This window comes from Pseudomonas sp. Z1-12 (genome assembly GCF_051132015.1).
GTDB lineage: Bacteria > Pseudomonadota > Gammaproteobacteria > Pseudomonadales > Pseudomonadaceae > Aquipseudomonas > Aquipseudomonas zanjanensis.
Genome location: NZ_CP071647.1, coordinates 2084650 through 2110525, shown reverse-complemented (window position 1 = coordinate 2110525; position 25876 = coordinate 2084650). Strand labels below are relative to the sequence as shown.

21 protein-coding genes are annotated in these 25876 nt (G+C 61.8%); 10 read left to right on the top strand and 11 right to left on the bottom strand.

Features of this window, described 5'->3' with window-relative positions:
• Positions 1-206 precede the first annotated feature (206 nt).
• Positions 207-896, bottom strand: coding sequence for an MlaA family lipoprotein (locus J3P85_RS09355; protein ID WP_186705211.1), 690 nt, complete (start codon positions 894-896; stop codon positions 207-209).
• Positions 897-1098: 202 nt separating this feature from the next.
• On the opposite strand from J3P85_RS09355, the gene J3P85_RS09350 reads away from it, so the two are divergent.
• Positions 1099-1719: an HAD family phosphatase gene (locus J3P85_RS09350; RefSeq protein WP_411386950.1), complete on the top strand. Its 621-nt coding sequence runs from the start codon at positions 1099-1101 to the stop codon at positions 1717-1719.
• Between the two features lie 108 nt (positions 1720-1827).
• Positions 1828-2091 (top strand): DUF4404 family protein, encoded by a 264-nt coding sequence (locus tag J3P85_RS09345; RefSeq protein WP_057452381.1) that lies wholly within the window; start codon positions 1828-1830, stop codon positions 2089-2091.
• Positions 2092-2306: 215 nt separating this feature from the next.
• Here J3P85_RS09345 and queF read toward each other — a convergent pair whose 3' ends face one another.
• Both queF and copI read right to left on the bottom strand, forming a co-directional pair.
• Entirely contained in the window at positions 2307-3137 is an 831-nt protein-coding gene (gene queF, locus J3P85_RS09340; protein ID WP_434705565.1) for an NADPH-dependent 7-cyano-7-deazaguanine reductase QueF, read from the bottom strand.
• Positions 3138-3198: 61 nt separating this feature from the next.
• Positions 3199-3720 (bottom strand): copper-resistant cuproprotein CopI, encoded by a 522-nt coding sequence (gene copI, locus J3P85_RS09335; protein ID WP_434705564.1) that lies wholly within the window; start codon positions 3718-3720, stop codon positions 3199-3201.
• Between the two features lie 152 nt (positions 3721-3872).
• Between copI and J3P85_RS09330 the strand changes: the two genes are divergently transcribed.
• Both J3P85_RS09330 and J3P85_RS09325 read left to right on the top strand, forming a co-directional pair.
• Complete coding sequence (locus J3P85_RS09330; protein WP_434571345.1) at positions 3873-4553, top strand: heavy metal response regulator transcription factor; 681 nt, start codon at positions 3873-3875, stop codon at positions 4551-4553.
• On the top strand, positions 4550-5902 hold the full coding sequence (locus J3P85_RS09325; RefSeq protein WP_434705563.1) for a heavy metal sensor histidine kinase: 1353 nt from the start codon (positions 4550-4552) through the stop codon (positions 5900-5902). Before J3P85_RS09330 ends, J3P85_RS09325 begins: the two co-directional genes overlap by 4 nt.
• 200 nt (positions 5903-6102) lie before the next feature.
• On the opposite strand, the gene J3P85_RS09320 is transcribed toward J3P85_RS09325, so the two are convergent.
• The 3 genes from J3P85_RS09320 to J3P85_RS09310 form a co-directional block, all read right to left on the bottom strand.
• Positions 6103-7347 (bottom strand): lipoprotein-releasing ABC transporter permease subunit, encoded by a 1245-nt coding sequence (locus J3P85_RS09320; RefSeq protein ID WP_434705562.1) that lies wholly within the window; start codon positions 7345-7347, stop codon positions 6103-6105.
• Positions 7348-7410: 63 nt separating this feature from the next.
• Positions 7411-8094, bottom strand: coding sequence for a lipoprotein-releasing ABC transporter ATP-binding protein LolD (gene lolD / locus J3P85_RS09315; protein ID WP_162843734.1), 684 nt, complete (start codon positions 8092-8094; stop codon positions 7411-7413).
• Between the two features lie 7 nt (positions 8095-8101).
• Positions 8102-9352 (bottom strand): lipoprotein-releasing ABC transporter permease subunit, encoded by a 1251-nt coding sequence (locus tag J3P85_RS09310; RefSeq protein WP_434705561.1) that lies wholly within the window; start codon positions 9350-9352, stop codon positions 8102-8104.
• A gap of 94 nt (positions 9353-9446) precedes the next feature.
• Here J3P85_RS09310 and J3P85_RS09305 point away from each other — a divergent pair, with 94 nt between their 5' ends.
• On the top strand, positions 9447-10043 hold the full coding sequence (locus J3P85_RS09305) for a PilZ domain-containing protein (RefSeq protein WP_207961299.1): 597 nt from the start codon (positions 9447-9449) through the stop codon (positions 10041-10043).
• Positions 10040-10762, top strand: coding sequence for a glycerophosphodiester phosphodiesterase (locus tag J3P85_RS09300; RefSeq protein WP_434705560.1), 723 nt, complete (start codon positions 10040-10042; stop codon positions 10760-10762). The genes J3P85_RS09305 and J3P85_RS09300 overlap by 4 nt, the downstream gene beginning before the upstream one ends.
• Positions 10763-10804: 42 nt before the next feature.
• On the opposite strand, the gene sthA is transcribed toward J3P85_RS09300, so the two are convergent.
• Together sthA and J3P85_RS09290 are read right to left on the bottom strand one after the other, a co-directional pair.
• Positions 10805-12199, bottom strand: coding sequence for a Si-specific NAD(P)(+) transhydrogenase (sthA, locus tag J3P85_RS09295; RefSeq protein ID WP_003183399.1), 1395 nt, complete (start codon positions 12197-12199; stop codon positions 10805-10807).
• 348 nt (positions 12200-12547) lie between these two features.
• Positions 12548-13597: an FAD:protein FMN transferase gene (locus tag J3P85_RS09290; protein ID WP_434705559.1), complete on the bottom strand. Its 1050-nt coding sequence runs from the start codon at positions 13595-13597 to the stop codon at positions 12548-12550.
• Between the two features lie 172 nt (positions 13598-13769).
• Between J3P85_RS09290 and J3P85_RS09285 the strand changes: the two genes are divergently transcribed.
• Positions 13770-15071, top strand: coding sequence for an MFS transporter (locus J3P85_RS09285; protein ID WP_434705558.1), 1302 nt, complete (start codon positions 13770-13772; stop codon positions 15069-15071).
• Positions 15072-15254: 183 nt separating this feature from the next.
• Here J3P85_RS09285 and J3P85_RS09280 read toward each other — a convergent pair whose 3' ends face one another.
• Positions 15255-16718, bottom strand: a complete 1464-nt coding sequence (locus J3P85_RS09280) for a glyceraldehyde-3-phosphate dehydrogenase (protein ID WP_434705557.1) — start codon at positions 16716-16718, stop codon at positions 15255-15257.
• A gap of 168 nt (positions 16719-16886) precedes the next feature.
• On the opposite strand from J3P85_RS09280, the gene mfd reads away from it, so the two are divergent.
• Genes mfd through J3P85_RS09265 form a run of 3 tightly spaced genes read left to right on the top strand, consistent with a single transcriptional unit; the run spans position 16887 to position 23618 of the window.
• A complete protein-coding gene (gene mfd, locus J3P85_RS09275; protein ID WP_186705224.1) occupies positions 16887-20336 on the top strand; it encodes a transcription-repair coupling factor in 3450 nt (1149 codons plus the stop codon).
• Positions 20337-20346: 10 nt separating this feature from the next.
• The gene (locus J3P85_RS09270; RefSeq protein WP_186705225.1) at positions 20347-20913 is read left to right on the top strand and encodes a CsiV family protein; all 567 of its coding nucleotides are present in this window, start codon (positions 20347-20349) and stop codon (positions 20911-20913) included.
• 11 nt (positions 20914-20924) lie between these two features.
• A complete protein-coding gene (locus J3P85_RS09265) occupies positions 20925-23618 on the top strand; it encodes a DEAD/DEAH box helicase (RefSeq protein WP_434705556.1) in 2694 nt (897 codons plus the stop codon).
• Between the two features lie 299 nt (positions 23619-23917).
• Here J3P85_RS09265 and nagZ read toward each other — a convergent pair whose 3' ends face one another.
• Together nagZ and J3P85_RS09255 are read right to left on the bottom strand one after the other, a co-directional pair.
• Positions 23918-24916: a beta-N-acetylhexosaminidase gene (gene nagZ / locus J3P85_RS09260; RefSeq protein WP_434706345.1), complete on the bottom strand. Its 999-nt coding sequence runs from the start codon at positions 24914-24916 to the stop codon at positions 23918-23920.
• 183 nt (positions 24917-25099) lie between these two features.
• A complete protein-coding gene (locus tag J3P85_RS09255) occupies positions 25100-25807 on the bottom strand; it encodes a TetR/AcrR family transcriptional regulator (RefSeq protein ID WP_013692622.1) in 708 nt (235 codons plus the stop codon).
• Positions 25808-25876 lie beyond the last annotated feature (69 nt).

The following is a 25876-nucleotide window of genomic DNA, read 5'->3' as shown; positions in this document are numbered from 1 at the left end:
CCTTCTAAGGCGCAGACGGTACTCCCATCCGCGGGGCGTTTCAAGCTCATGCAGATAGCCGCTTGCCGTCTTTATTTGTCAAAGCACAGAGAGTTATAAGAACCGAGCGAAGCGTAACTCAATGGAAGGATCAAACCCGCTCAAACCCGCCCCGAAAGCACAGAAGGCGGCCTTATGGGCCGCCTTCGTGGTTTTACAGGACGAAATTAAAAGTCGTCTTCGACCTGCCCATCCTTGACCTTGAACTCGCGGTTTTGCAGGTAGGCGTTACGGATGAAGACATATTTGTCGCCACTCACCATTTTCTCGGCGGACAACAGGCTGGCGCGGGTGTCGACGATGTTCAGGCCCCAGATGGAGTTACGCACCGAAACGTTATCGATATAGCGATACGGGGCGGTGTAGTTATCCACCAGCTTGGCCGGCGCATCTCGCAGGGTGCTTGGCCCCATCAGCGGCAACATGACATACGGACCACTGCCCACGCCCCAGTAGCCGAGGGTCTGGCCGAAATCTTCATCGCTGCGCTGCAGGCCCATCTGGGTCCCCACGTCAAAGAAGCCCAGCAGGCCGAAGGTGGTGTTGAAGATCAATCGGGCGGTGTCGACCCCGGCAGCGGCCGGCTTGGCCTGCAGCACGTTGTTGGCCAGGTTGCCCACGTCACCGATGTTGCGGAACATATTGTGAATGCCGTCTTCGAGGAACTGCGGCGTCACGTATTGATATCCCTGGGCCAGTGGCTTGAGCGCATAGGTATCGAGGGTGTCGTTGAAGGTGAAGATGGGCCGGTTGACGCTTTCCCAAGGATCTTCTTCCGTAGCGGCCTGGGCGGCGAACGGAACCAGCAGGACGCAGGCGGAAAGACACAGCTGAGCTAGACGATGGCTCCAGCGCATAGGGGAAAACTCCTTGGATTATTCAGGCAAGGGCGCCGAGCCCAGGCGGTAAGCTGGCTAGTATAAGACGGAACGCGAGGATAGGCAGCACCGAAAAAACACGCCGGCCGTAGGACGATTCCGCAACTGGTGCCCTTCACTTCGCTGTCACTAGACTGTCATCCGCGCGCTTTAGGCTGCTGGTTATTTCAAGGACGTTCCCATGCCCCGCACCGAAGCCCTGCCCCTTCCTGCCCCCAGCCTCACCGCTGTTCTGTTTGGCCTGAGCGGGTGCCTGGTGGATTTCGGGGCGCGCATTCGTCAGCCAGGGGCGGCGCCGGCGGATCACGCCCAGCCGACACCCGGCGCGTTGGAAAGCCTGCAAAGCTTGCAGCATCTGAACATCCCCTGCGCCTGGCTCGACGAATTGCCTCCCGCCACCAGTCATAGCCTTGCGGCCGCATTACCTACGTCCATCAAAGCACCGCAACTTCCTGCAACAAATTATCCATGGCCGGCTCCGCACGCCTGCTGGCAAGCCCTGATGGCGCTGAATGTCCAGCAGTTGGACGGCTGCGTGTTGGTCAGCGGCGAACCCCGGTTGTTGCAGTCTGGGCTCAACGCAGGTTTGTGGACCATCGGACTGGCCTCCTGCGGCTCTTTGTGTGGCCTGGCGCCCGCCGAGTGGCAGGCATTGAGCCAACAGGCGCGGGAAGCCAAACGCGCCAAGGCCACCGTGCAGTTATTCAGCCTGGGGGTGCATTCAGTGATCGATCACTTGGGCGAACTCGAGACTTGCCTGGCCGATATCTGTCTGCGTCGCATTAAAGGCGAGAAGCCCTGACCGGGATCATGCAGGGCGCGTGAGTGTGGATTACTCTTAAGGAAGGCCATGGACTTTTGCCGCTGCGTCGCGGTCCATGGTGTGCCTATCAATAAAGGGAGTACGCCAATGCCTGCCCGCGAATTGCAAGAACAGCTCAATAAACTGCGCGAGCAATTGGAACAGAATCCACCGCTTTCCGAAGTCGAGCGCGATGACCTGCACGCGCTGATGCAAAAGATCGAATTTGAGCTTGAGTTGGAAACCAAAACACCGGACAACAATCTTGCCGACAATGTGAACCTGGCTGTCGAACGCTTCGAGGTGGAACACCCGACTCTGGCCGGGACCTTGCGCAACATCGTGCAAGCCTTGGGCAATATGGGGATCTGAACCCTTTAAATGCAAAAAGCCCTGCTATCGCTAGCAGGGCTTTTTAGTTTCACAAAACTGAACCGCATTTCCTGTGGGAGCGAGCTTGCTCCGGGCGGCGATCCGACGATAGCGGTGTGTCAGCCAACCTCAATGTTGAATGTGCCGGACTCATCGCGAGCAAGCTCGCTCCCACAAGAGCTCACCTCCACAAGAACCCACTGCCACAAGAAAAGTTATTGGCGGACCAGGCGATGGTTCGGCAGTTGAACGGCTTCAGTACTGCGATACGGGTTGATGTCCAGCCCACCACGGCGCACATACCGCGCATACACCGTCAGTTTCTCCGGCTTGAGCAACCGCTGCAGGTCAAGAAAGATCCGCTCCACGCATTGCTCATGGAAATCCGAATGCTGGCGGAAGCTGACGATGTAGGCCAGCAGGCTGGCCGGGTCCAGGGCCGCGCCGCGATATTCCACCGCCACGCTGCCCCAGTCTGGCTGGCTGGTCACGGGACAGTTGGACTTGAGCAAATGACTGTGCAGGCTTTCCTCGACGATGCGCGAAGCATCGCAACGCAGCAGTTCCGGGCGCGGGTGTGCGTAGGAATCGACGCTGATGTCCAAGTCGTCAATGCACGCACCGGGCAGCGCCACGATGCCTTCGCTTTCCACATCCTTGAGACTGCGGATCCGTACACCCACTGGCTTGCCGGCAGCCGCCGAAAGGTCTTTGCGCAGCGTCGCTTCCAGGGTCGCGGTGTCGGCGAACGGGGTCTGGTTCAAGGAGTTGAGGTACAGCTTGAAGGATTTGGATTCGATGATATTCGGCGAATCCGCCGGGATCGCGAATTCGCCGATGGCCACCACCGGCTTGCCGGACGGCAGCAGCCACGACAGCTCGAAACAGTTCCAGAAATCCACGCCCTTGTACGGCAGGGTCTCGGCCGTCAGGCCCAGTTCCGCCCATTTCGCGGTGCGCGGGATCGGGAACAGCAGTGACGGCGTGTAGGTGGCGATGTATTCGCTGGATTTGCCCAGCGGCGAATGTTCGGCTGCGGGATGCATGATGGAAACCTGACTGAAGAATCAGCGGATTCTATCAGCCTTTGCCGCCGCCTTTGAGTACTTACTGACTGACTGTCAGGTCGCCCTTCATCCCGGCCTGGTAGTGGCCGGGAATATTGCAGGCGAATTCCAGGCGCGCGGCCTTGCTGAAGGTCCAAGTCAGCTCGCCGGTCTTGCCCGGCTCCACCAGCACACTGTTGGGATCATCGTGGCGCATGCTCGCCTGGTCGTGGCCCATGGCGGCGTGATCCATCCCTGGCTTCATCGCGGTCGGCAGCAACTGGCCGCTCTGCTGCATCTTGAGCATTTCCTGCTGGTGGTCGGCGTGCATGGTCGCGTTGCCCAGGTTGAATTCGTGGAGCAACTGGCCTTTGTTGACCAGCACGAACCGAACGGTCTCGCCGGCCTTGATATCCAGGGCTCCGGGATCGAACGTCATGTCACCCATCACCACCTCGATGCTGCGACCGGCCTTGGTCGCCGGTGCAGGCTGGCCGAAATCATAATGCCCCGGCGATGCCCACGACGGCGTACTGAGGGCCAGCGCGCAAGCGGCCAGGATCAAGCGTTTTCCCATCAACATGTCCATACTCCAATCAGGTTCGGCGTGTGGGAAACTCTAACGTTGCAGGCCTGCCAATCGGCTTACAGCTCGATTACAACTTTGTCAGGTTGCGCCACGAACCCACCTGCCACGGTATAACGCCCTCGTCCCAACCCTGCATTGAGCCGTCCATGAAATTGCTGATCGTCGAAGACCAAACCAAAACCGGCCAATACCTGCGCCAGGGCCTCGGCGAAGCCGGGTTCACCGCCGACCTGGTGGCCGACGGCATCACTGGCCAGCAACTGGCCTTGAGCGGTGAATACGCCTTGTTGATCCTCGACGTGATGTTGCCCGGCCGTGATGGCTGGCAAATCCTCCAAGCGGTCCGTGGGGCCGGCCTGGATACCCCGGTGCTGTTTCTCACCGCGCGGGATGCGGTGCAGGACCGGGTCCACGGCCTGGAGCTGGGCGCCGATGATTATCTGGTCAAGCCTTTTGCCTTTTCCGAGTTGCTGGCGCGAGTGCGCAGCCTGTTGCGTCGAGGCAACTCGACACAACAGGAAACCAGCCTGCAACTGGCCGACTTGCGCCTGGACCTGATCCGCCGCCGCGTCGAACGCAGCGGCCGGCGCATCGACCTCACCGCCAAGGAGTTCGCGTTGCTGGAAATGCTTCTGCGCCGCCAGGGTGAAGTGCTGCCCAAATCGCTGATCGCCTCCCAAGTCTGGGACATGAATTTCGACAGCGACACCAACGTCATCGAAGTCGCCATCCGGCGCCTGCGCATCAAGATCGACGATGAGTTCCCCAATAAGCTCATCCATACCGTGCGCGGCATGGGCTATGTGCTTGAAGAGCGCAGCCTGTGAGGGGCCGGTGGTCGCTGAGCAGCCGCCTGGCGCTGCTGTTCGCCGCCTGCACGGCGGTGGTGTCGTTGTTCGCCGGGGTCTTGTTCAGCCGGGGCAGCGAGGCGCACTTCATCGAGCTGGACCAGCAACTGCTCGAAGGCAAGCTGATCGGCCTGCGCCGGGCCTTGCAAGATCTCGACGCCGAACAGACTCAGAGCCGTCTGGAGGATGAGCTGAGTCGTCAGGCCGACCTGGCGTTGCGCATCAAGGGCAGTGACGGGGTGCGCTGGTACGACAGTTCGATCCGGATCCCGGCGCAATTGCCGGAGCGCCCCGGCCTGTCGACCCTCAGCGATGCCGACAACGATTATCGAGTGTTGAACGCGCCGCTGTATCCCGACCGAACCGATTCGCCGCAACTGACCTTGCTGCTGGATATCACGCATCACCAGCACTTCCTGCAGCGCATGCAACGGCTGATCTGGCTGACCGTCGGCCTCTCGGCCCTGGCCACCGCCCTGCTCGGTGCCTGGGCCGCCCGGCGCGCCTTGCGGCCGTTGCGACGCATGGGCGCCATAGCCGGCAATGTCTCGGCCCGCTCCCTCAACGCCCGGCTGCCCGAAGAGCAAATGCCCGCCGAACTGGCGGAATTGGCCCACAGCATCAACGCCATGCTCGGACGCCTCGACGACGCGTTCCAACGGCTCTCCGCGTTCTCCGCCGACATCGCCCACGAATTGCGCACACCGCTGTCGAACCTGCTGACCCACACCCAAGTCACCCTCACCCGCGAGCGCGCCCTTGAGGATTACCGCGAGGCGTTGCACAGCAATCTCGAAGAATTGCAATGGATGTCGCAACTGGTCAACGACATGCTGTACCTGGCCAAGGCCGACCACGGCCTGCTGGCGCTCCATCGCGAACCGCTGCAATTGGCCGAGGAAGTGGACATGTTGCTGGATTTCTTCGCGCTCCTGGCCGAAGACGCTAACGTACGCCTGAGTCGCGACGGCGAAAGCCTGATCGCGGGTGATCGCAACATGCTACGTCGAGCCCTTTCCAACCTGCTGGACAACGCCCTGCGCTTCACCCCGGTTGACGGCGAAGTGCGGGTGAGGATGGTCGATGGGGCTCAAGGGGTGAGCATAAGCGTGGAAAACAGTGGCGAGGGAATTCCAGCGGATTTGCTGCCGCGCCTGTTCGACCGTTTCTACCGCGCCGACCCGGCCCGCCAGGAAGGCAGCAGCGAACACGCGGGGCTTGGACTGGCCATCACCCGCTCGATCATCCGCGCCCATGGCGGGCAGATCCGTTGTGAATCGGCCGATGGCTGGACGCGGTTTTTGATCGAACTGCCAAAGGGTAATTAAGGCCGACGCAAGTCCCTGTGGCGAGGGAGCTTGCTCCCGCTGGGCTGCGCAGCAGCCCCAAATGCTGCGCACGCATGCGCGGAACTTACGTTTTTTGGGAGCGCTTCGCGCTCCAGCGGGAGCAAGCTCCCTCGCCACAAGGGCAATCGTCACTTGCCAGTGGGCTTGCAGTGAGTCAGCAAATCCACTGCTGCAGGGCCTCAGGAATACCGCAACGCCTGCGCCGGTTCGATCTTCGCCGCGCGCCACGCCGGGTACACGGTGGCGAGGAAGCTCAGGATGAACCCGGCCGAGCAGATCAGCACCACGTCCCCACGCTGCAGTTCCGACGGCAAGTTGCTGACGAAGTACACGTCGGAACTGAAGATGTGCTGGCCACTGACCCGCTCCAGCCAACTCACCAGCGCACTGACGTTCAACGCCGCGATCACGCCCAGCACGCCACCGATCAGCGTGCCGACGACGCCGATCACCGTGCCCTGGACCATGAAGATCGCCATGATCTGCCGCGGCGTGGCGCCGATGGTGCGCAGGATCGCGATGTCCGCGCCCTTGTCGTTCACCACCATGATCAGCGTGGCGATGATGTTGAACGCCGCCACCGCGACGATCATCAGCAACAGCAGGCCAATCATGGTTTTTTCCATTTTCATGGCGCTGAACAGGCTGCCCTGGGTGTGGGTCCAGTCGTCAGACTTGTAACTCGCACCAAGACCGGCGGCGATGTCACCGGAGACCTTCGGCGCCGCGTACAAGTCTTTCACCGCCAGGCGCACGCTTTGCACCTGGTTCGGCTGCCAATGCTGCATCTGCGCGGCATCGGCCAGGTGAATCAGCGCCATGGAGCCGTCCAGCTCCGCACCGACCTTGAACACACCCACGACATTCAAGCGCTGCATCCGCGGGGTAATACCGCCCGGCGCGGTGCTGACTTCCGGCACGATAAGGGTCAGTTTATCGCCCACGTTCAGGCGAAAGCGCCGAGCCGTGATCTCACCGATCACCACGCCAAACTCGCCCGGCTTCAAGGCATCGAGACGCCCTTGGACGATATGCTGGGCAACGATGGACACCTTGCCTTCCTGGGCCGGGTCGATGCCGCTGATCTGGATCGGCTGCATCGAACCCTTATGGCTCAGCATCCCTTCCATCTCGGTAAACGGCACGGCCGCCGTGACTGCGGGATTTTTCAGCGCCGCGGCGGCCACCGGCTGCCAGTCGTCGATCGGGTTGACGCCAACGATGGTGGCGTGGGGCACCATGCCGAGGATGCGCGAGCTCATTTCGCGCTGGAAGCCGTTCATCACCGACAACACCACGATCATCGCCAGCACGCCCAGGGCGAGGCCGATCATCGAGGTCATGGAGATGAACGAAACAAAGCGATTACGGCGCTTGGCGCGGGTATAGCGCGTGCCGATGAAAATCGATAACGGTCTGAACATTCGCTGGGCACCGTATGCAAATAAAAGACCCGGCACTTGCAGCAAGTGCCGGGTTTCGGTCGGTCAGATGGGCGTCAGGCAACCTTCCTGCAAATGCAGGACGCGGTCCATCTGGCGGGCCAGGTTCATGTCGTGGGTCACCACCAGGAACGCCGTGCGCATCGAGGTGCTGAGTTCCAGCATCAAGTCCTGGATGCCTTGGGCGGTGTGGGAGTCGAGGTTGCCGGTCGGCTCGTCGAGCATCACCAAGCCAGGCTTGTTGACCAGGGCCCGGGCAATCGCCACGCGCTGGCGCTCGCCACCGGACAGTTCGGCCGGCTTGTGCTCCAGGCGATGCCCCAACCCTACCCGTTCCAGCAACGCCGTGGCGCGCTGACGAGCCTCGGGAATTGCCGTACGGCCGATCAACAGCGGCATGCAGACGTTTTCCAGCGCGGTGAACTCGGGCAGCAGGTGGTGGAACTGGTAGACAAAGCCCAGGGACCGGTTGCGCAGCAGGCCACGGGCCTTCTCATTCAGCGCCGAAAGCTCTTCGCCGGCCAGCCAGACGCTGCCAGCGGTCGGCGTGTCCAGCCCGCCCAGCAGGTTGAGCAAGGTACTTTTGCCCGACCCGGAAGTGCCGACAATCGCCACGCGCTCGCCTGGATGCAACTCCAGTTGCAGGCCCGACAACACCACCACCGACTCTGGGCCTTCCTCGTAGGATTTGCCCAGGTTGCGGCAGCTCAAGATTGCTTTTTCACTCATGCCCGACTCACTCATAACGTAACGCCTCCGCAGGCTGGGTGCGCGCGGCACGCCAGGCAGGATATAGGGTGGCGAGGAAACTCAGTACCAACGCGGCGCCGCAGACCATCAACACGTCATCGGACTGCAGCTGCGATGGCAAGTAGTCGATGAAGTACACGTCGGCGTTGAGGAACTTGTGCCCGATCAGCCCTTCGAGGCCGGCGATCGCGGCACTGACATTCAGCGCGGCGAACATGCCGACCAAAGCGCCGACAAACGTGCCGATGACGCCGATGACGGTGCCCTGGACCATGAAGATCCGCATGATCTGCCCCGGCGTGGCACCGAGGGTACGCAGGATGGCGATGTCGCCCTTCTTGTCGTTCACCACCATCACCAGCGTGGAGATGATGTTGAACGCCGCCACGGCGACGATCAGCAACAGCAGCAGGCCGATCATGGCTTTCTCCATGCGGATCGCCTGGTACAGGTTGCCGTGGGTGCGGGTCCAGTCCCGGGCGTAGTAACGGTCTTCGCCAAGCTGCTGGGCGATGGTCCAGGCCACTCGAGGGGCCTGGAACAGGTCGTCGAACTTCAAGCGCAGGCCCTGGACCTGATCCGGCTTCCAGCGATGCAGGCGGGCGAGATCCTGGAGATTGGTCACGCCGAGGTAGCCGTCCAGCTCGCCAGCACCCACATGAAAAATGCCGACCACGGTAAAGCGCTTCATGCGCGGGAACATGCCGCCCGGCGTCACGGTGACTTCCGGCGCCACGAACGTCAGCTTGTCGCCGATGGCCACGCCGAGCTTCGCCGCGGCCTTGTCGCCGATGACGATGCCGAAGCTGCCCGGCGCAAGGTTGTCGAGTTTGCCCTGCTTCATGAAGTTGTCGATGATCGACACCTGCCGTTCCAGCCCGGGATCGATGCCGTTGAGCAAGACCTTGGACACCTTGCCGTCGTTGGTCAGCAGCCCCTGCATCTGGGTGAAAGGCGCCACGGCCAGCACCTGCGGGTTCTGCTTGACCTTGGCGGCCAGGCTCGGCCAATCGCTGATGGCTTCGCCGGTTTCGAGGGTCGCGTGGGGCACCATGCCCAGCACGCGGGTGCGCATCTCATGATCGAAGCCGTTCATCACCGACAGTACGACAATCATCACGACCACGCCGAGGGCGAGACCGATGATGGAGGTCAGGGAAATGAACGATACAAAATGATTGCGACGCTTTGCACGGGTATAACGCGTGCCGATAAATACGAAGAGAGGTCTGAACATGTCGGGGCTTGTTCGGAGGGAAAAGGAACGTCCTTGTGGCGGGGGTCACAAACCAGCTTTACACTCAGACCACCGCCGCTACCATGGGTTCGCCATGTCGACATTAGATGAAGAAGATCGCCGCGAATACTACCGTATCGAGGACACGATCGCACTGGAAATTCGGCCCCTGTCCATTCCTGAAGCTGCTGGCCAGGAAGTGTTGCAGGATGCTTCTCCATTGTTCAATCTGCTCAGCGAACTGCACCTGAGCGAATTCGAGTCGCAACACCTGCTGCGCCAGATCAGCGAGCGCGAACGCAGCATCGCGGCGTACCTCAAGGCGATGAACAAACGCATCGACCTGCTCAGCCAGGTCATTGCCCTGACGGTGCTCGGCGAAATCGGGGAACCGCAGCCGGTGATCATTTCCGAAGGCGGCATCGACTTCCAATACCCCACCCCCATCGCCGTCGGCGCGCACCTGTCGATCAAGCTGGTGCTGATGCCCCAGGCCCTCGGCTTGCTGCTGCGGGCGCGGGTCACGCACTGCGACCCCAAGGGCGACGGCTACGACGTGGGCACCGAGTTCGAACGCCCGACCGACGCCCAGCGCCAGTTGCTGGCCCGCTACATCCTGCAGAAACAGGCGCAAGAACGGCGCCTGGCCCGGGAACTGAACGAATCAGGCATCAATAAGGAAGAACCGTGACCCTCATTTATGGCCACCGCGGCGCCAAGGGCGAAGCGCCGGAAAACACCCTGACCGGTTTTCAGGAGTGCCTCAAGCACGGCGTACGCCGCTGCGAGCTGGACCTGCATCTTTCAATGGACGGCGAGTTGATGGTGATCCACGACCCGACCCTCAAGCGCACCACCGACCGGCGCGGCAAGGTGGTGGAGCATTCCGCCGCCGAGCTGGTGACCTACGATGCGCGCAAGGGTGGCCCGGGCTGGATCAAGCCGTGCCCGATCCCGCGCTTGGAGGAGCTGTTCGAGCAGTGTGATTTCGAGCATTGGCAACTGGAGGTCAAGAGCGCTTCACGCACCCGCGCCGCCGCCACCGTGCTGGGCATCCGCGAAATGGCCCAGCGTTTCGGGCTGCTGGACAAGATCACCATCACTTCCAGTTCCCGGGAAGTGCTCAAGGCGGCCCTGGACCTGACCCCGGACATTTCCCGTGGACTGGTGGCCGAATACGCCTGGCTCGACCCGTTGAAGGTCGCCCAGAGCTACGGCTGCGAGATTCTGGCGCTGAACTGGACCCTGTGCACGCCGGAACGCCTGGTCAAGGCGCAGCGCCAGGGGCTGCATGTGTCGGTGTGGACCGTCAACGAGCCCGCGCTCATGCGCAGGCTCGCCGACTTTGGCGCTGACAGCCTGATTACAGACTTTCCCGGTTTGGCCACTGCCACCCTCGAGAATTGCTGAAATCGGTCTCCCCGGCCGGCTCAGGCCACCGGCCGGAGCCGCTCAAAAAAGCCGGTTGAGCCCGTCGTAGGCGGCTACCCGATAGGCTTCGGCCATGGTCGGGTAGTTGAACGTGGTGTTGACGAAGTACTTCAGCGTGTTCAGTTCGCCCGGCTGGTTCATGATCGCCTGGCCGATATGCACGATCTCCGATGCCTGGTAGCCGAAGCAGTGCACGCCGAGCACTTCCAGGGTCTCGCGGTGGAACAGGATCTTCAGCATGCCTTGCGGCTCGCCGGCGATCTGCGCACGCGCCATGCTCTTGAAGAATGCCTTGCCCACCTCGTACGGCACCTTGGCCTGGGTCAGCTCCTGCTCGTTCTTGCCGATCGAGCTGATCTCCGGAATGGTGTAGATGCCGGTCGGCACGTCGTTGACGAAGCGCCAGCTGCCGTTGTCGACAATGCTGCCGGCGGCCGAACGACCCTGGTCGTGAGCGGCGCTGGCCAGGCTCGGCCAGCCGATCACGTCACCAGCACCGTAGATGTTCGGCACGCAGGTGCGGTAGTTCTCGTCGACTTCGATCTGGCCACGGCTGTTGACCTTCACGCCGATATTTTCCAGGCCCAGGGTGTCGGTGTTGCCGGTACGGCCGTTACACCAGAGCAAGGCGTCGGCCTTGATCTTCTTGCCAGACTTGAGATGCAGGATGACGCCATTGTCGACGCCTTCGACGCGGTCGTAATCTTCGTTGTGGCGCACGGTGATGTTGTTGTTGCTGAAGTGATAGCTCAGGGCCTGGGAGATTTCCGAGTCCAGGAAGCTGAGCAACTGGCCGCGGTTGTCCACCAGCTCGACCAGCACACCCAGGCCGCTGAAGATCGAGGCATATTCGCAACCGATCACGCCGGCACCGTAGACGATGAGCTTACGCGGGGTGTGACCCAGGCTCAGGATAGTGTCGCTATCGTAGATCCGCGCATGGTTGAAATCGATGTCGGCGGGGCGATACGGGCGCGAACCGGTGGCGATGATGATGTGCTTGGCCACCAGCTTCTCGACCACGCCGTTGCCACAGACCACTTCGACCGTCTGCTCATCGGCAAAGCTGCCGGTGCCGAAGAACACGTCCACGCGGTTGCGGGCGTAGTAGCCGGTGCGCGAGGCCACTTGCTTGGAGATGACCTTCTCGGCGCTCTTGAGCACGTCCGGGAAGGAGAACCAGCGCGGCTCGCCGATGGCCCGGAACATCGGGTTGGTGTTGAACTGCATGATCTGCCGGACCGAGTGACGCAAGGCCTTGGACGGGATGGTACCCAAGTGGGTGCAGTTGCCGCCGACCTGCCGACGGCTGTCGACCATCGCCACCTTGCGCCCTGCCTTGGCGGCGTTCATTGCCGCGCCTTCCCCCGCCGGGCCGGAGCCCAGTACCACCACGTCGTAGTTGTAGACAGCCATGCGTACTCCTCAGAACAGGCCGCGATGCCACGCTTGGCATCCACGGCTAAATCATGCCGGCCGGCGGCATGAAGGAACAATTTTAGGCCGGTTCACGCGCCCGGCCACAGTCTATAGAAGCGTCAACGCCGCGCACATTACCCCTTGGTCGCGTCGTAGGCTAGTTTTGCCTGCGCTATTTCGCCACAGGTAGGCTTTCAAAACGCTGTCAGCGTTCACTTAAGATTCGCCCAAATCATCGTGGCGAGGGAGCTTGCTCCCGCTGGGCTGCGCAGCGGCCCCCTTTTGTGAGCGCTTCGCACTCAAGCGGGAGCAAGCTCCCTCGCCACGGTAATCCCGCTTCACTGGTCATTGGTTTTTTCCACGGGTCATCCGTTCAAAGATGTCGTTGGTGCGGCTGACGAAACGCTCCCCATCCCGCAGCACGAAAAATACCCCGATGTGATTTTTTTCGGCATAGTCCCAACCCCGTTCAGGACCGAGAATCAGCAACAGCGTCGATAGTCCATCGGCCATCATCGCCGAAGGATGAATCACCGTGACGGACGCCAGGTTGTGTAGGACCGGCGCACCAGTACGACCATCAAAGGTATGGGAATAACGCTGACCACCCTGTTCGAAATATTTACGGTAGTCACCCGAGGTGGAAACCCCGTAGCCGTTGACCTCGATGATACGCTCAGCCACCTGCCGGTCATCCCGAGGCTCCTCCAAGGCGATGCGCCAGGTCGAACCATCAGGTTTACGCCCGACAGCCTTGAGCTCACCGGTGGCTTCGGCTAGGTAACTGTCGACGCCCAAGGCCTGGAGCCTGGCGGCGATGCGGTCGACGGCATGACCGGCGGCGATACTGTTGAAGTCGACTTCCACCGCCGCATCCTTGCACAACCGATCGCCCTCAATGCGCAGATGTTCGTGGCCAACGCGCTGGCGCACCTCGGCCAGTGCCTCGGCGCTCGGCACTTGCTCTGTGCGGGACTGGGGACCGAAGCCCCACAGGTTCAACAGTGGCTCCACCGTCAGGTCGAAGGAGCCATCGCTTTGGACCGACAATTGCTCGCCCACGCGGATCAACGCCAGGACCGGGCCAGGCATGACCTGGCAACTGTTGGCCGGCAGCGCATTGAAGCGCTCGACGTCCGAGTCGCTGCGATAGGTCGAGAATTGCCGATCCACTTCGGCCAGGATGTTTTCCACCTCAGCCTGCACCGTTTTCGGACCGGGCCCGGCGGGATGTCTTACGTACTGGATGGAATAGTGACTGCCCATGGTCGGGCCGTCGAAGCGCTCCAAGGTGTCGCCACCGCCGCAACCGGACAACACGCCGGCCAGCACCACAAGGCCTATCCATCGTCCAGTTAACAAATCTTCATCTCCCCTCAAAACCGCGCCCGCCATTATGGGCTACGGCGCGAACAAAAAAACTGTGGGAGCGAGCTTGCTTCGGGCGGCGATCCGACGATAGCGGCGGAACATTCGGCACCAAGGTGACTGACACATAGCCATCGCGAGCAAGCTCGCTCCCACAGGTTCTGCGTTTCCAACAAAATGTGAAAGTGAGTACCTACCCATGCCTTCCAATACAAGCAACGGCAAGGCGATTTTTCGCGTTGTCAGCGGCAACTTCCTGGAGATGTTCGACTTCATGGTCTATGGCTTCTACGCCACGGCCATCGCCAAGACGTTCTTCCCCGCCGACAGTGCGTTCGCCTCGCTGATGCTGTCCCTGGCCACGTTCGGTGCCGGGTTCCTGATGCGCCCCCTGGGGGCGATTTTCCTCGGTGCCTACATCGACCGCCACGGCCGTCGCAAAGGCTTGATCATCACCCTGGTGTTGATGGCCATGGGCACCATACTGATCGCCTGCGTGCCGGGCTATGCCGTCCTCGGCGTGGCGGCGCCCTTGCTGGTGCTACTCGGCCGCTTGCTGCAAGGTTTCTCCGCTGGTGTGGAATTGGGTGGCGTGTCGGTTTACCTGGCGGAAATCTCCACGCCGGGGCGCAAGGGCTTCTTTGTCAGTTGGCAATCGGCCAGCCAACAGGCCGCCGTGGTGTTTGCCGGTCTGCTGGGGGTTGGCCTCAATCACTGGTTGAGTCCCCAGGAGATGGGGGATTGGGGCTGGCGCGTACCGTTCCTGGTGGGTTGCATGATTGTCCCGGCAATCTTCATGATCCGTCGCTCGCTGGAGGAAACGCCCGAGTTCCAGGCAAGAAAACATCGCCCTACCTTGTCGGAAATCGTCCGCTCAATCGGTCAGAACTTCGGCATCGTCCTGGCCGGCATGGCGCTGGTGGTGATGACCACCGTGTCGTTCTACCTGATCACGGCTTACACACCGACCTTCGGCAAGGCCGAGTTGAACCTGTCGGACCTGGACGCGCTGCTGGTCACGGTGTGCATCGGCTTGTCTAATTTTTTCTGGCTGCCAGTGATGGGGGCGTTTTCCGACAAGATCGGACGCAAACCCCTGCTGCTCGGTGCGACTGTCCTGGCGATCCTGACCGCTTATCCGGCCCTGTCCTGGCTGGTGGCGAACCCCAGTTTCAGCCATTTGCTGATCGTCGAGCTGTGGCTATCGTTCCTGTATGGATCCTACAACGGTGCAATGGTCGTCGCCTTGACGGAAATCATGCCGGTCGAGGTGCGCACCACCGGGTTCTCCCTGGCCTACAGCCTGGCGACGGCAACGTTCGGCGGGTTTACCCCGGCGGCCTGTACCTACCTGATCCATGTGCTCGACAACAAGGCCGCACCGGGGATATGGCTCACCGGGGCGGCAGTGCTGGGGCTGATTGCCACCCTGGTGCTGTTCAAGGGTAATCGGCATGAACTGCGCACGGCGCAAGCCTCTGTAGTAGTGGGCGGCGCCTGATAAATCGTCATCGCGAGCAAGCTCGCTCCCACAATTGACCGAGTTGTTGCTGATGTATGCGGTCCAATGCGGGAGCGAGCTTGCTCCGGGCGGCGATCCGACGATGAGGCCAGCCCAGGCACCACAAACTCCAGACAAAAAAACGCCCCGACAAGTCGGGGCGTTTTCACAAGCGGCTAACGCTTAGCGCGGGAACGCTGGCGGGTTTACCCCGGCCATGTCTTCCATCACGCGAACCACCTGGCAGCTGTAACCGAATTCGTTGTCGTACCAGACGTACAACACAACGCGGTTATCTTGGCTGATGGTGGCTTCAGCATCCACCACACCGGCGTGGCGCGAGCCCACGAAGTCGGTGGACACCACTTCCTGGGAATTGACGAAGTCGATCTGCTTGTGCAGGTCGGAGTGCAGCGCCATGTAGCGCAGGTACTCGTTCATCTCTTCACGGGTAGCGGCTGTCTCAAGGTTCAGGTTGAGAATGGCCATCGACACGTTCGGCGTCGGCACGCGGATCGCGTTGCCGGTCAGCTTGCCGGCCAGTTCAGGCAGGGCCTTGGCGGCGGCGGTGGCGGCACCGGTCTCGGTGATAACCATGTTCAGCGCGGCGCTGCGGCCACGGCGATCGCCCTTGTGGAAGTTGTCGATCAGGTTCTGATCGTTGGTGTACGAGTGAACCGTTTCGACGTGACCGTTGACGATGCCGAACTTGTCGTTCACGGCCTTGAGCACCGGCACGATGGCATTGGTGGTGCAAGAGGCGGCGGAGACGATCTTGTCGTCGGCGGTGATTTCGCCGTGGTTGATGCCGTGAACGATGTTCTTCAGCTTGCCCTTGCCAGGCGCGGTCAGGACAACGCGGTCGACACCCGGGCAGGCCAGGTGCTGGCCCAGGCCGTCGGCGTCACGCCATACACCGGTGTTGTCCACCAGCAGTGCGTCCTTGATGCCGTACTGGGTGTAATCCACCTCGGTCGGGTTCTTCGCGTAGATCACCTGGATCAGGTTACCGTTGGCGGTGATGGTGTTGTTTTCTTCGTCGATGGTGATGGTGCCGTTGAACGAACCATGGACCGAATCGCGACGCAGCAGGCTGGCGCGCTTGGTCAGGTCGTTCTCGGCGCCCTTGCGCACCACGATGGCCCGCAGGCGCAGGCCGTCGCCACCACCGGTTTTTTCGATCAGGATGCGCGCCAGCAGACGGCCGATACGACCGAAGCCGTACAGGACCACGTCAGTGCCTTTGCGAGCCGAAACGTTCTGCTGGCCAACCACATCAGCCATCTCTTCACGTACGAATTGCTCGGCGCTACGGCCATTGCCTTCGTTGCGGAATTTGAACGCCAACTTGCCCAGGTCCACCGAAGCCGCGCCGAGCTTGAGCTCGCTCATGGCCTTGAGCAGGGGGAATGTTTCGTGGACGGAGAGTTCGCTGTCGTCGGAAGAACGGTGGCGAGCAAAGCGGTGGGCTTTGAGGATCGCGATGACAGACTGGTTGATCAGGCTGCGGCCATAGATCGAGCTCACCACGTTGTTATTGCGGTAGAGCTGACCGATGAGAGGGATCATCGCTTCGGCGAGCGCTTCACGATCAATCCATTCACCAAGACACTGGTCGGGCTTCTGAGTCACGGTAACCTTCCACATGTAGGGGCTGAAAAAAGGGGCTACATTATGCCGCCGAGTCCTCTGCGGAGCAATGCGCGCCCGTCGCGCCGTGGTTTTCCTGCCTGCCTGGGTAGTCTGCGACTGACAGCAGCCCCCTTCCCCCGCTACAATTGTCGACTTTGTCGCAATGCTGGAGCTCAATCTTCCGTGCCCGTTCTGCGTCTTCCGCTTCTCCCTGCCGCGGCAGGTAAACAGCACTGGGGCAACCTGCCCGGTGCCGCCCTGAGCCTGGCCATCGCCGAGGCTGCCAGCGCTGCAAAGCGTTTCACCCTGCTACTGACCGCCGACAGCCAAAGCGCCGAACGGCTGGAACAGGAGCTGAGTTTCTTCGCGCCGGATTTGCCGGTCTTGCATTTTCCGGACTGGGAAACCCTGCCCTACGATCTGTTTTCGCCGCACCAGGACATCATTTCCCAGCGAATCGCCAGCCTTTATCGGCTGCCGGAGCTCAGTCATGGCGTTTTGGTAGTGCCGATCACCACAGCCCTACATCGCCTGGCCCCGACCCAATTTTTGCTCGGCAGCAGCCTGGTGCTGGACATCGGCCAGAAGCTCGACGTCGAGCAGATGCGCACCCGCCTCGAGGCCAGTGGCTATCGTTGCGTCGACACGGTGTATGAGCACGGCGAGTTCGCGGTGCGTGGCGCCTTGATCGACCTGTTCCCGATGGGCAGCAAACTGCCGTATCGCATCGACCTGTTCGATGACGAAATCGAGACGCTGCGCACCTTCGACCCGGAAAACCAGCGCTCCATCGACAAGGTTCAGTCGATCCGCCTGTTGCCGGCCAAGGAATTCCCGTTGCAGAAAGACGCCGTGACCCGCTTCAAGGCGCGCTTTCGCGAACGCTTCGATGTGGATTTCCGCCGTTGCCCGATCTTCCAGGACCTGAGCAGCGGGATCACGCCCGCCGGTATCGAGTACTACCTGCCGCTGTTTTTCGAAGAAACCTCCACCCTGTTCGATTACTTGCCCCAGGACACCCAGGTGTTTTCCCTGCCGGGCATCGAGCAAGCGGCGGAGAACTTCTGGAACGACGTGCGCAACCGCTACGAAGAGCGTCGCGTCGATCCGTCCCGGCCTCTATTGCCGCCAGCCGAGCTGTTCCTGCCGGTAGAAGATTGCTTTGCCCGCCTCAAGAGTTGGCCGCGCGTGGTGGCGAGCCAGCAGGACGTGGAAACTGGCGTCGGCCGTGAGCGCTTCCCGGCCAAGGCATTGCCGGACCTGGCCATCGAAGCCAAGGCCACGCAACCGCTGGCGGCGCTGGCGGGTTTCCTCGATGCATTCCCCGGTCGCGTACTGTTCACCGCCGAATCCGCTGGACGTCGCGAAGTGCTGCTGGAACTGCTCGAACGTTTGAAGCTGCGACCGAAGACTGTCGACAGCTGGCCGGACTTCGTTGCCGGCAAGGATCGCCTGGCGATCACCATCGCGCCGCTGAACGACGGCCTGGTCCTGGATGAGCCAGCCTTGGCGCTGGTGGCCGAAAGTCCGTTGTTCGGCCAGCGGGTCATGCAGCGCCGCCGTCGCGAGAAACGTGCCGACGCCGCCAACGACGCCGTCATCAAGAACCTCACCGAGCTGCGTGAAGGCGCGCCCGTGGTACACATCGATCACGGCGTGGGTCGCTACCTGGGCCTGGCGACACTGGAAATCGACAACCAGGCCGCCGAGTTCCTGACCCTGGAATACGCCGAGGGCGCCAAGCTCTACGTGCCGGTGGCGAACCTGCACCTGATCGCTCGCTACACCGGCAGCGACGACGCCCTGGCCCCGCTGCATCGGCTGGGCTCGGAAACCTGGCAGAAAGCCAAGCGCAAGGCGGCCGAACAGGTGCGCGACGTCGCTGCCGAACTGCTGGACATCTACGCCCGTCGCGCGGCTCGCGAGGGCTACGCCTTCGCCGATCCGAAAGCCGATTACGAAACCTTCAGTGCCGGCTTCCCCTTCGAAGAAACCGTCGACCAACAGACCACCATCGAAGCCGTGCGCGCCGACATGCTCGCCCCCAAGCCCATGGATCGCCTGGTCTGCGGCGACGTGGGCTTTGGCAAGACCGAGGTGGCGATGCGCGCCGCGTTCATTGCCGTGCATGGCGGCAAGCAGGTGGCGATCCTGGTCCCGACCACCTTGCTCGCCCAGCAGCACTACAACAGTTTCCGCGACCGCTTCGCCGATTGGCCGGTGACCGTGGAAGTGATGAGTCGCTTCAAATCCACCAAGGAAGTGAACGCCGCCGTGGCCGACCTGGCCGAGGGCAAGATCGACATCGTCATCGGCACGCACAAGCTGCTGCAGGACGATGTGAAGATCAAGAACCTGGGGCTGGTGATCATCGACGAAGAGCACCGTTTTGGCGTGCGCCAGAAGGAACAGCTCAAGGCCCTGCGCAGCGAGGTCGATATCCTGACCCTGACCGCCACGCCGATCCCGCGTACGTTGAACATGGCGGTGTCGGGCATGCGCGACCTGTCGATCATTGCTACGCCGCCGGCCCGGCGCCTGTCGGTGCGCACCTTTGTCATGGAGCAGAACAAAAGCACGGTCAAGGAAGCCCTGCTGCGTGAGCTGCTGCGCGGCGGCCAGGTCTATTACCTGCACAATGACGTGAAGACCATCGAGAAATGTGCCGCCGACCTGGCCGAGCTGGTGCCGGAAGCGCGCATCGGCATCGGCCACGGGCAGATGCGCGAGCGTGAACTCGAACAGGTGATGAGCGACTTCTACCACAAGCGCTTCAACGTGCTGATCGCCTCGACCATCATCGAGACCGGCATCGACGTGCCGAGCGCCAACACCATCATCATCGAGCGCGCCGACAAATTCGGCCTGGCCCAACTGCACCAGTTGCGCGGCCGGGTCGGTCGTAGCCACCACCAGGCCTATGCCTACCTGTTGACGCCACCGCGCCAACAAATCACCCCGGATGCGGAAAAACGCCTGGAAGCCATCGCCAACACCCAGGACCTCGGCGCCGGTTTCGTGCTGGCCACCAACGACCTGGAAATCCGTGGCGCCGGCGAATTGCTCGGCGACGGCCAGAGCGGCCAGATCCAGGCCGTCGGCTTCACGCTGTACATGGAGATGCTCGAACGCGCGGTCAAGTCGATCCGCAAGGGCGAGCAGCCGAACCTCGACCAACCCCTGGGCGGCGGGCCGGAAATCAACCTGCGAGTCCCGGCACTGATCCCGGAAGACTACCTGCCGGACGTCCACGCACGGCTGATCCTCTACAAACGCATCGCCTCGGCCAGCGACGAGGAAGGCCTCAAGGACCTGCAAGTGGAGATGATCGACCGCTTCGGCCTGCTGCCGGAACCGACCAAGAACCTGGTGCGCACCACGCTGCTCAAGCTCAAGGCCGAGCAACTGGGCATCAAGAAAGTCGATGGCGGCCCCAATGGCGGCCGGATCGAGTTCGAGGCCCAGACGCCAGTCGACCCACTGGTGCTGATCAAGTTGATCCAGGGCCAGCCCAAACGCTACAAGTTCGAAGGTGCCACGATGTTCAAGTTCATGGTGCCCATGGAACGCGCGGAAGAGCGTTTCAATACCGTAGAGGCGCTGTTCGAGCGCCTCACTCCGACCACTGCTTGAAGGACGCCCCATGCGCCTGTTTCGCTCATTGACCTTGTTGTTGACCCTGGTCGCTCCCCTGGCGTTCGCCGACGACCTGTATCAGGTTGAAATGATCCTGGTACGCCAGAACGCCGAGCCGGCGATTGTCAGCCGCGCCGCACCGGAAGACTGGGACGCCGGCGCGCAACGCCTGGGCGCGGACAGCCAGCGCACGCCGGCCTTGGGCAATGTCGTCGAGAAACTCACCGCCAGCGGCCAATACACCGTATTGATGCACAAGGCCTGGCAGCAGACCCTCGGCGAACAGGGCCGAAAAGTTGCCATCAGCGACGGTACCGAACAGTTCGGCCAGTTTCCCATCGAGGGCACCCTGGAACTGAAACTGGGGCGCTTCACCGACGTGGATGCCGATTTCTGGGTCAACCAGATCGACGCCAATGGCCTGGTCACCGCCAGCGAGCGCCTCAAACAGCAGAGCCATACCAAGAATGGCCAACTGAACTTCCTCGACAACGGTCACCTCGGCCTGTTGATCAAGATCACTTCGCTGACTGCGCCCGCACCTCGGCAGGCACCTGAAGTCATTCCGGACTGATTGGCGCGCCTATGCCCTCGCCCCTGAGCAAACCCCTGGCACCCTCCTGGGTCAATCGATTCAAGGAACAGAGCCTGGAGCGCGGGCGCCGTTACGCGCTGGAAAACCGCGTCAGGATCGTCGAGGCCGGCGACAGCACCATCATCGCCAGTTGCGAAGGCTCTGGCGGCAGCGTCTACCGTCAGACCATTCGCCTTAAAGAGTCAGCCAAGGGCACGCTGATTCTGCTCGAAGCCGCTTGCTCATGCCCGGTGCGCATCAACTGCAAGCACTGCGCGGCCGTGTTGCTGCAAGTCCAGGAAACCCTGGCCTACCCGGCCGCCGAAAAGGACGCCCACCTGCTGGAGAAACTCCAGGCAGTGCTGGACAACCGCAGCCCCAAGGCCCCGCCACAAGTGCTGGTGGACAACGTGCAGCCGGTGCCGCGCCTGTGGCTGGCCAGTATCGAGTTCAGCGCCTTCGAGCCACGCAACGGCAAGATGCAGCGCTACATCCAACACCGCGCCGCGCTGTCCTTCAGTTATCTGGATGAATACGTCAGCGGCCAGCGCAACACCGACGTGCTGATTCGCCAGGAAACCCAGACGTTGCGGATAAAACGCCACACCGATGTGGAACAGTCCTACCGCGAACAACTACGAATCCTCGGCTTCAAGGTCGCGACCCGACAAAGCAAGGCCCTGCCGGAAAGCGCCGGCGAACTGTACGAAATGGTCAACGACAGCGCCTGGCTGACCTTCACCCTCAACGACCTGCCGAAACTACGCACCCAGGGCTGGGAGTTGCAGATCGACGAGGACTTCGGCTTTGACCTGACGGCGGTGGACGAGTGGTATGCCACGGTCGAGGAAACGCCGGAACGGGACTGGTTCGACCTGGAGCTGGGGATCATCGTCAATGGTGAGCGCCTGAGCCTGCTGCCGATCCTGTTGAACCTGATGCGCTCGCACATTGAATTGTTCAATCCGGAACGCCTGGCCCGGCGCCGGGACGATGAACTGATCCTGGTCAACCTGCCCAACCGCCCGAACTCGGAGTTCGGCCCGCAGCAAGTGGCCCTGCCCTATGGCCGGCTGAAACCGGTGCTGGCGACCCTGGGCGAGTTTTACCTGCAAGAGCCCGGCACCACCAAACTGCGCCTCAACAGCGCGGACGCCTTGCGCCTGAACCCGCTGCAAGACATGCCGTTGACCTGGGAGGGCGGCGAACACATTCGCGGCCTGGCCCAACGCCTACGGGACATCAAGGATTACACCGCCACCGCGCCAGAGGGCCTGAACGCGACGCTGCGGCCTTATCAACTCGAAGGCCTGAGCTGGATGCAGTCGCTGCGACAGCTGGAAGTCGGCGGCATCCTCGCGGACGACATGGGCCTGGGCAAAACCCTACAGACCCTGGCCCACATTCTCAGCGAAAAACACGCCGGGCGCCTCGACCGACCGTGCATGGTGGTGATGCCGACCAGCCTGATTCCCAACTGGCTCGACGAAGCGTCCCACTTCACGCCGCAGCTCAAGGTCCTGGCGCTTTACGGTGCGGGACGCAAAAAACATTTCGAGCGGCTGGTGGATTACGACCTGATCCTCACCACTTATGCCCTGCTCCCCAAGGATGTCGAACGCCTGAAAGCGCAGCCACTTCACGTGCTGATCCTCGATGAAGCCCAGTACATCAAGAACCCCACCAGCAAAGCCGCCCAGGCCGCCCGGGAACTCAACGCCCGCCAGCGGCTGTGCCTGTCCGGTACGCCCCTGGAAAATCACCTGGGCGAATTGTGGTCGCTGTTTCACTTCCTGTTGCCGGGCTGGCTCGGGGACGTCAAGAGTTTCAACCGCGATTACCGTGTACCGATCGAAAAGCGCGGCAGCGACGTACGATTACAGCACCTCAACGGTCGGATAAAACCCTTCCTGCTGCGCCGGACCAAGGAACAAGTGGCGACGGAGTTGCCACCCAAGACCGAGATCATCCATTGGGTCGAACTCAGCGACGCCCAGCGGGACGTCTACGAAACCATGCGCCTGGCGATGGACAAGAAGGTCCGCGACGAGATCACCCGCAAAGGCGTGGCCCGCAGCCAGATCATCATCCTCGAAGCACTGCTCAAGCTGCGCCAGGTGTGCTGCGACCTGCGCCTGATCAACGACGCCACCCTGCCCGTCCGAGGCAGTACCTCGGGCAAGCTCGACAGCCTGATGGAAATGCTCGAAGAGCTGTTTGAAGAAGGGCGCCGGGTACTGCTGTTTTCGCAGTTCACGTCCATGTTGACGCTGATTGAAGATGAACTGAAGAAGCGCGGCGTCGACTACGCCATCCTGACCGGCCAGACCCGGGATCGACGCACGCCCGTCAAGGAATTCCAGAGTGGCAAGCGTCAGATCTTTCTGATCAGCCTGAAGGCCGGTGGTGTAGGCCTGAACCTGACCGAGGCCGACACGGTGATTCACTACGACCCGTGGTGGAACCCGGCCACCGAAAACCAGGCCACTGACCGTGCCTACCGCATCGGCCAGGAAAAACCGGTGTTCGTCTACAAGCTGATAGCCCGAGGCACGGTGGAAGAGAAGATCCAGCTGCTGCAAAAGGAAAAATCCGACCTCGCCGCTGGCGTGCTGGATGGACGCGTGTCCGGTGATTGGAAATTGCAGAGCGACGATATCGAGGCGTTGTTCGCGCCGCTGCCGGACAAGCTCGAAAAGCGCTGACACCCCCTGAACTCATCCCGGGTGTCCATGAGCCGCTGTGGGAGCGAGCTTGCTCGCGATAGCAGTGGTTCAGTTGATGCAGATGTTGACTGTGCAGCCATCATCGCGAGCAAGCTCGCTCCCACAGGGGATTTCAGCGCCCGCAATGCCGGAGCCCGCCCCAGTTCCAAAATGTGGGAGCGAGCCTGCTCGCGATAGCAGTGGCTCAGCCGGCCTAGATGCTGACTGTGTTGCCGTCATCGCGAGCAGGCTCGCTCCCACAGGGGGTGTTGCAACGTTCACACAACCAGAATCCCCTACTAATCAATAAGCTGCGCAGCCCTTAGTGCGCCGAGCGCCGTCAGCCAGCGTGGGTCCTGGCGGTACTCCGTGGAAGCGAAGGCCTGGCCGCGCATGCGGGCGATCCGCGCCGAAGGTTTGACCTTCAGGCGTTGGGCAGCGCTCAGGGCCAGCTCCGCGGCGGCGCGATCGTTACACACCAGGCCCATGTCGCAGCCCGCCGTCAAGGCCGCCTCGATACGACTGGCGGCATCACCGACCACATGTGCACCGGCCATCGACAGGTCATCACTGAAGATCACACCGTCAAATTGCAACTCGCCGCGCAGGATGTCCTGCAACCAGCGGCGGGAAAATCCGGCTGGATTGGCATCAACCTGCGGGTAGATGACGTGGGCCGGCATGACCGCGGCCAGTTGCTTGCTCAGCTTGGCGAACGGTACCAGGTCGTTGGCGCGAATCTGCTCGAGGCTGCGCTCATCGCTCGGGATCGCCACATGGGAATCAGCCTCAGCCCAACCATGACCCGGGAAGTGCTTGCCAGTAGCCCCCATCCCGGCGGCGTTCATGCCACGGATGAAGGCGCCGGCCAGCAACGCTGCGCGTTCAGGGTCACCTTCGAAGGCACGACTGCCGACGACGGCGCTGCGCTGGTAATCGAGGTCCAGCACCGGGGCAAAACTCAGGTCGAGACCCACCGCCAGCACTTCGGTGGCCATGATCCAGCCGCACTGCTCGGCCAGGTATTCGGCGTTCGGGTTGTCGGCGATCGCCCGCATCGCCGGCAACCGCACAAATCCTTGGCGCAACCGTTGAACACGACCGCCTTCCTGGTCCACCGCCAATAGAAGGTCGGGGCGGATGGCGCGGATCGACGCACTCAATTCGCGCACCTGACGTGGATGCTCGATATTGCGGGCAAAAATGATCAGGCCGCCTACCTCGGGCTGGCGCAACAGGTGGCGATCTTCGGCCGTCAGCCAGGTACCGGCGACGTCCACCATCAACGAGCCTTGCAGGCCAGCAGTCATAGCATTTCCTTAATAACGATGAACCCGCGCGGTGACACAGACACGACCACACCGCCAGGCCCAAGGCCCGGCAGGTCGCGATCATGCAATATAGAATGGAACGGGTTCGAAACGAGAGTCGACATGGGCGGCTAGCTTAGCGGATGTAGGCAGCCGCGCCCACCCGTGCGCTCAAGCCTTGGCCAGCGCTGGCGTCGATTTGCTGCGTGGACGCAGTTGCGCGGCCGCCATGGCCTCATCGGTGACGCCACTTTCGGCACGCATGCCGGCTGCCAGGAACGGCACCATCAGGCGCATCACCTGCTCGATCGAGGTGTTCACGCCAAAATCGGTTTCAGCGATGGCCCGCAGCGCTTTGATACCGGACATGCTGAATGCGGCGGCGCCAAGCATGAAGTGCACCCGCCAAAACAGTTCGATAGGCGGAATGCGCGGCGCGGCTTCGTTGACCAGCAGCATGTAGCGACGAAAGACCTTGCCGTACATGTCTTCCAAGTAACGCCGCAGGTGGCCCTGGCTCTGGCTGAAGGCAAGGCCCAACAGGCGCATGAAAATGGACAGATCGTTACCGCTGCGCGGTTGCACGACGAGGGCTTGCTCGACCAGGATTTCCAGCAGTTCTTCCAGGGTTGGCTTGACGTCGGGCTTGGCCTGGCGCCGCTCCAGTTCACGATCGAGGCTGAGACAGAAAGGCCCGAGGAACCGCGAGAAAACCGCTTGGATCAAGGCTTTTTTCGAGCCGAAGTGATAGTTCACCGCCGCCAGGTTCACCCCGGCCTTACTGGTGATCAGACGCAACGAGGTTTCGGCGAAACCTTTTTCCGCGAACAACTGCTCGGCAGCATCGAGAATGCGTTCAACGGTTTCCGACTGGGCCATGGTTACTCCGCCTGACAAACACTTGTTTGAAACATACGTTTCAGCCTAGGGGGTTGTCAAGCCTGCCGG

Excerpts from the sequence above, each read along its gene's own strand:
- J3P85_RS09355 (WP_186705211.1), bottom strand. The coding sequence starts at position 896 with ATGCGCTGGAGCCATCGTCTAGCTCAGCTGTGTCTTTCCGCCTGCGTC.
- J3P85_RS09350 (WP_411386950.1), top strand. The coding sequence starts at position 1,099 with ATGCCCCGCACCGAAGCCCTGCCCCTTCCTGCCCCCAGCCTCACCGCT.
- J3P85_RS09345 (WP_057452381.1), top strand. The coding sequence starts at position 1,828 with ATGCCTGCCCGCGAATTGCAAGAACAGCTCAATAAACTGCGCGAGCAA.
- queF (WP_434705565.1), bottom strand. The coding sequence starts at position 3,137 with ATGCATCCCGCAGCCGAACATTCGCCGCTGGGCAAATCCAGCGAATAC.
- copI (WP_434705564.1), bottom strand. The coding sequence starts at position 3,720 with ATGTTGATGGGAAAACGCTTGATCCTGGCCGCTTGCGCGCTGGCCCTC.
- J3P85_RS09330 (WP_434571345.1), top strand. The coding sequence starts at position 3,873 with ATGAAATTGCTGATCGTCGAAGACCAAACCAAAACCGGCCAATACCTG.
- J3P85_RS09320 (WP_434705562.1), bottom strand. The coding sequence starts at position 7,347 with ATGTTCAGACCGTTATCGATTTTCATCGGCACGCGCTATACCCGCGCC.
- lolD (WP_162843734.1), bottom strand. The coding sequence starts at position 8,094 with ATGAGTGAAAAAGCAATCTTGAGCTGCCGCAACCTGGGCAAATCCTAC.
- J3P85_RS09310 (WP_434705561.1), bottom strand. The coding sequence starts at position 9,352 with ATGTTCAGACCTCTCTTCGTATTTATCGGCACGCGTTATACCCGTGCA.
- J3P85_RS09305 (WP_207961299.1), top strand. The coding sequence starts at position 9,447 with ATGTCGACATTAGATGAAGAAGATCGCCGCGAATACTACCGTATCGAG.
- sthA (WP_003183399.1), bottom strand. The coding sequence starts at position 12,199 with ATGGCTGTCTACAACTACGACGTGGTGGTACTGGGCTCCGGCCCGGCG.
- J3P85_RS09290 (WP_434705559.1), bottom strand. The coding sequence starts at position 13,597 with ATGGCGGGCGCGGTTTTGAGGGGAGATGAAGATTTGTTAACTGGACGA.
- J3P85_RS09285 (WP_434705558.1), top strand. The coding sequence starts at position 13,770 with ATGCCTTCCAATACAAGCAACGGCAAGGCGATTTTTCGCGTTGTCAGC.
- J3P85_RS09280 (WP_434705557.1), bottom strand. The coding sequence starts at position 16,718 with ATGTGGAAGGTTACCGTGACTCAGAAGCCCGACCAGTGTCTTGGTGAA.
- J3P85_RS09270 (WP_186705225.1), top strand. The coding sequence starts at position 20,347 with ATGCGCCTGTTTCGCTCATTGACCTTGTTGTTGACCCTGGTCGCTCCC.
- J3P85_RS09265 (WP_434705556.1), top strand. The coding sequence starts at position 20,925 with ATGCCCTCGCCCCTGAGCAAACCCCTGGCACCCTCCTGGGTCAATCGA.
- J3P85_RS09255 (WP_013692622.1), bottom strand. The coding sequence starts at position 25,807 with ATGGCCCAGTCGGAAACCGTTGAACGCATTCTCGATGCTGCCGAGCAG.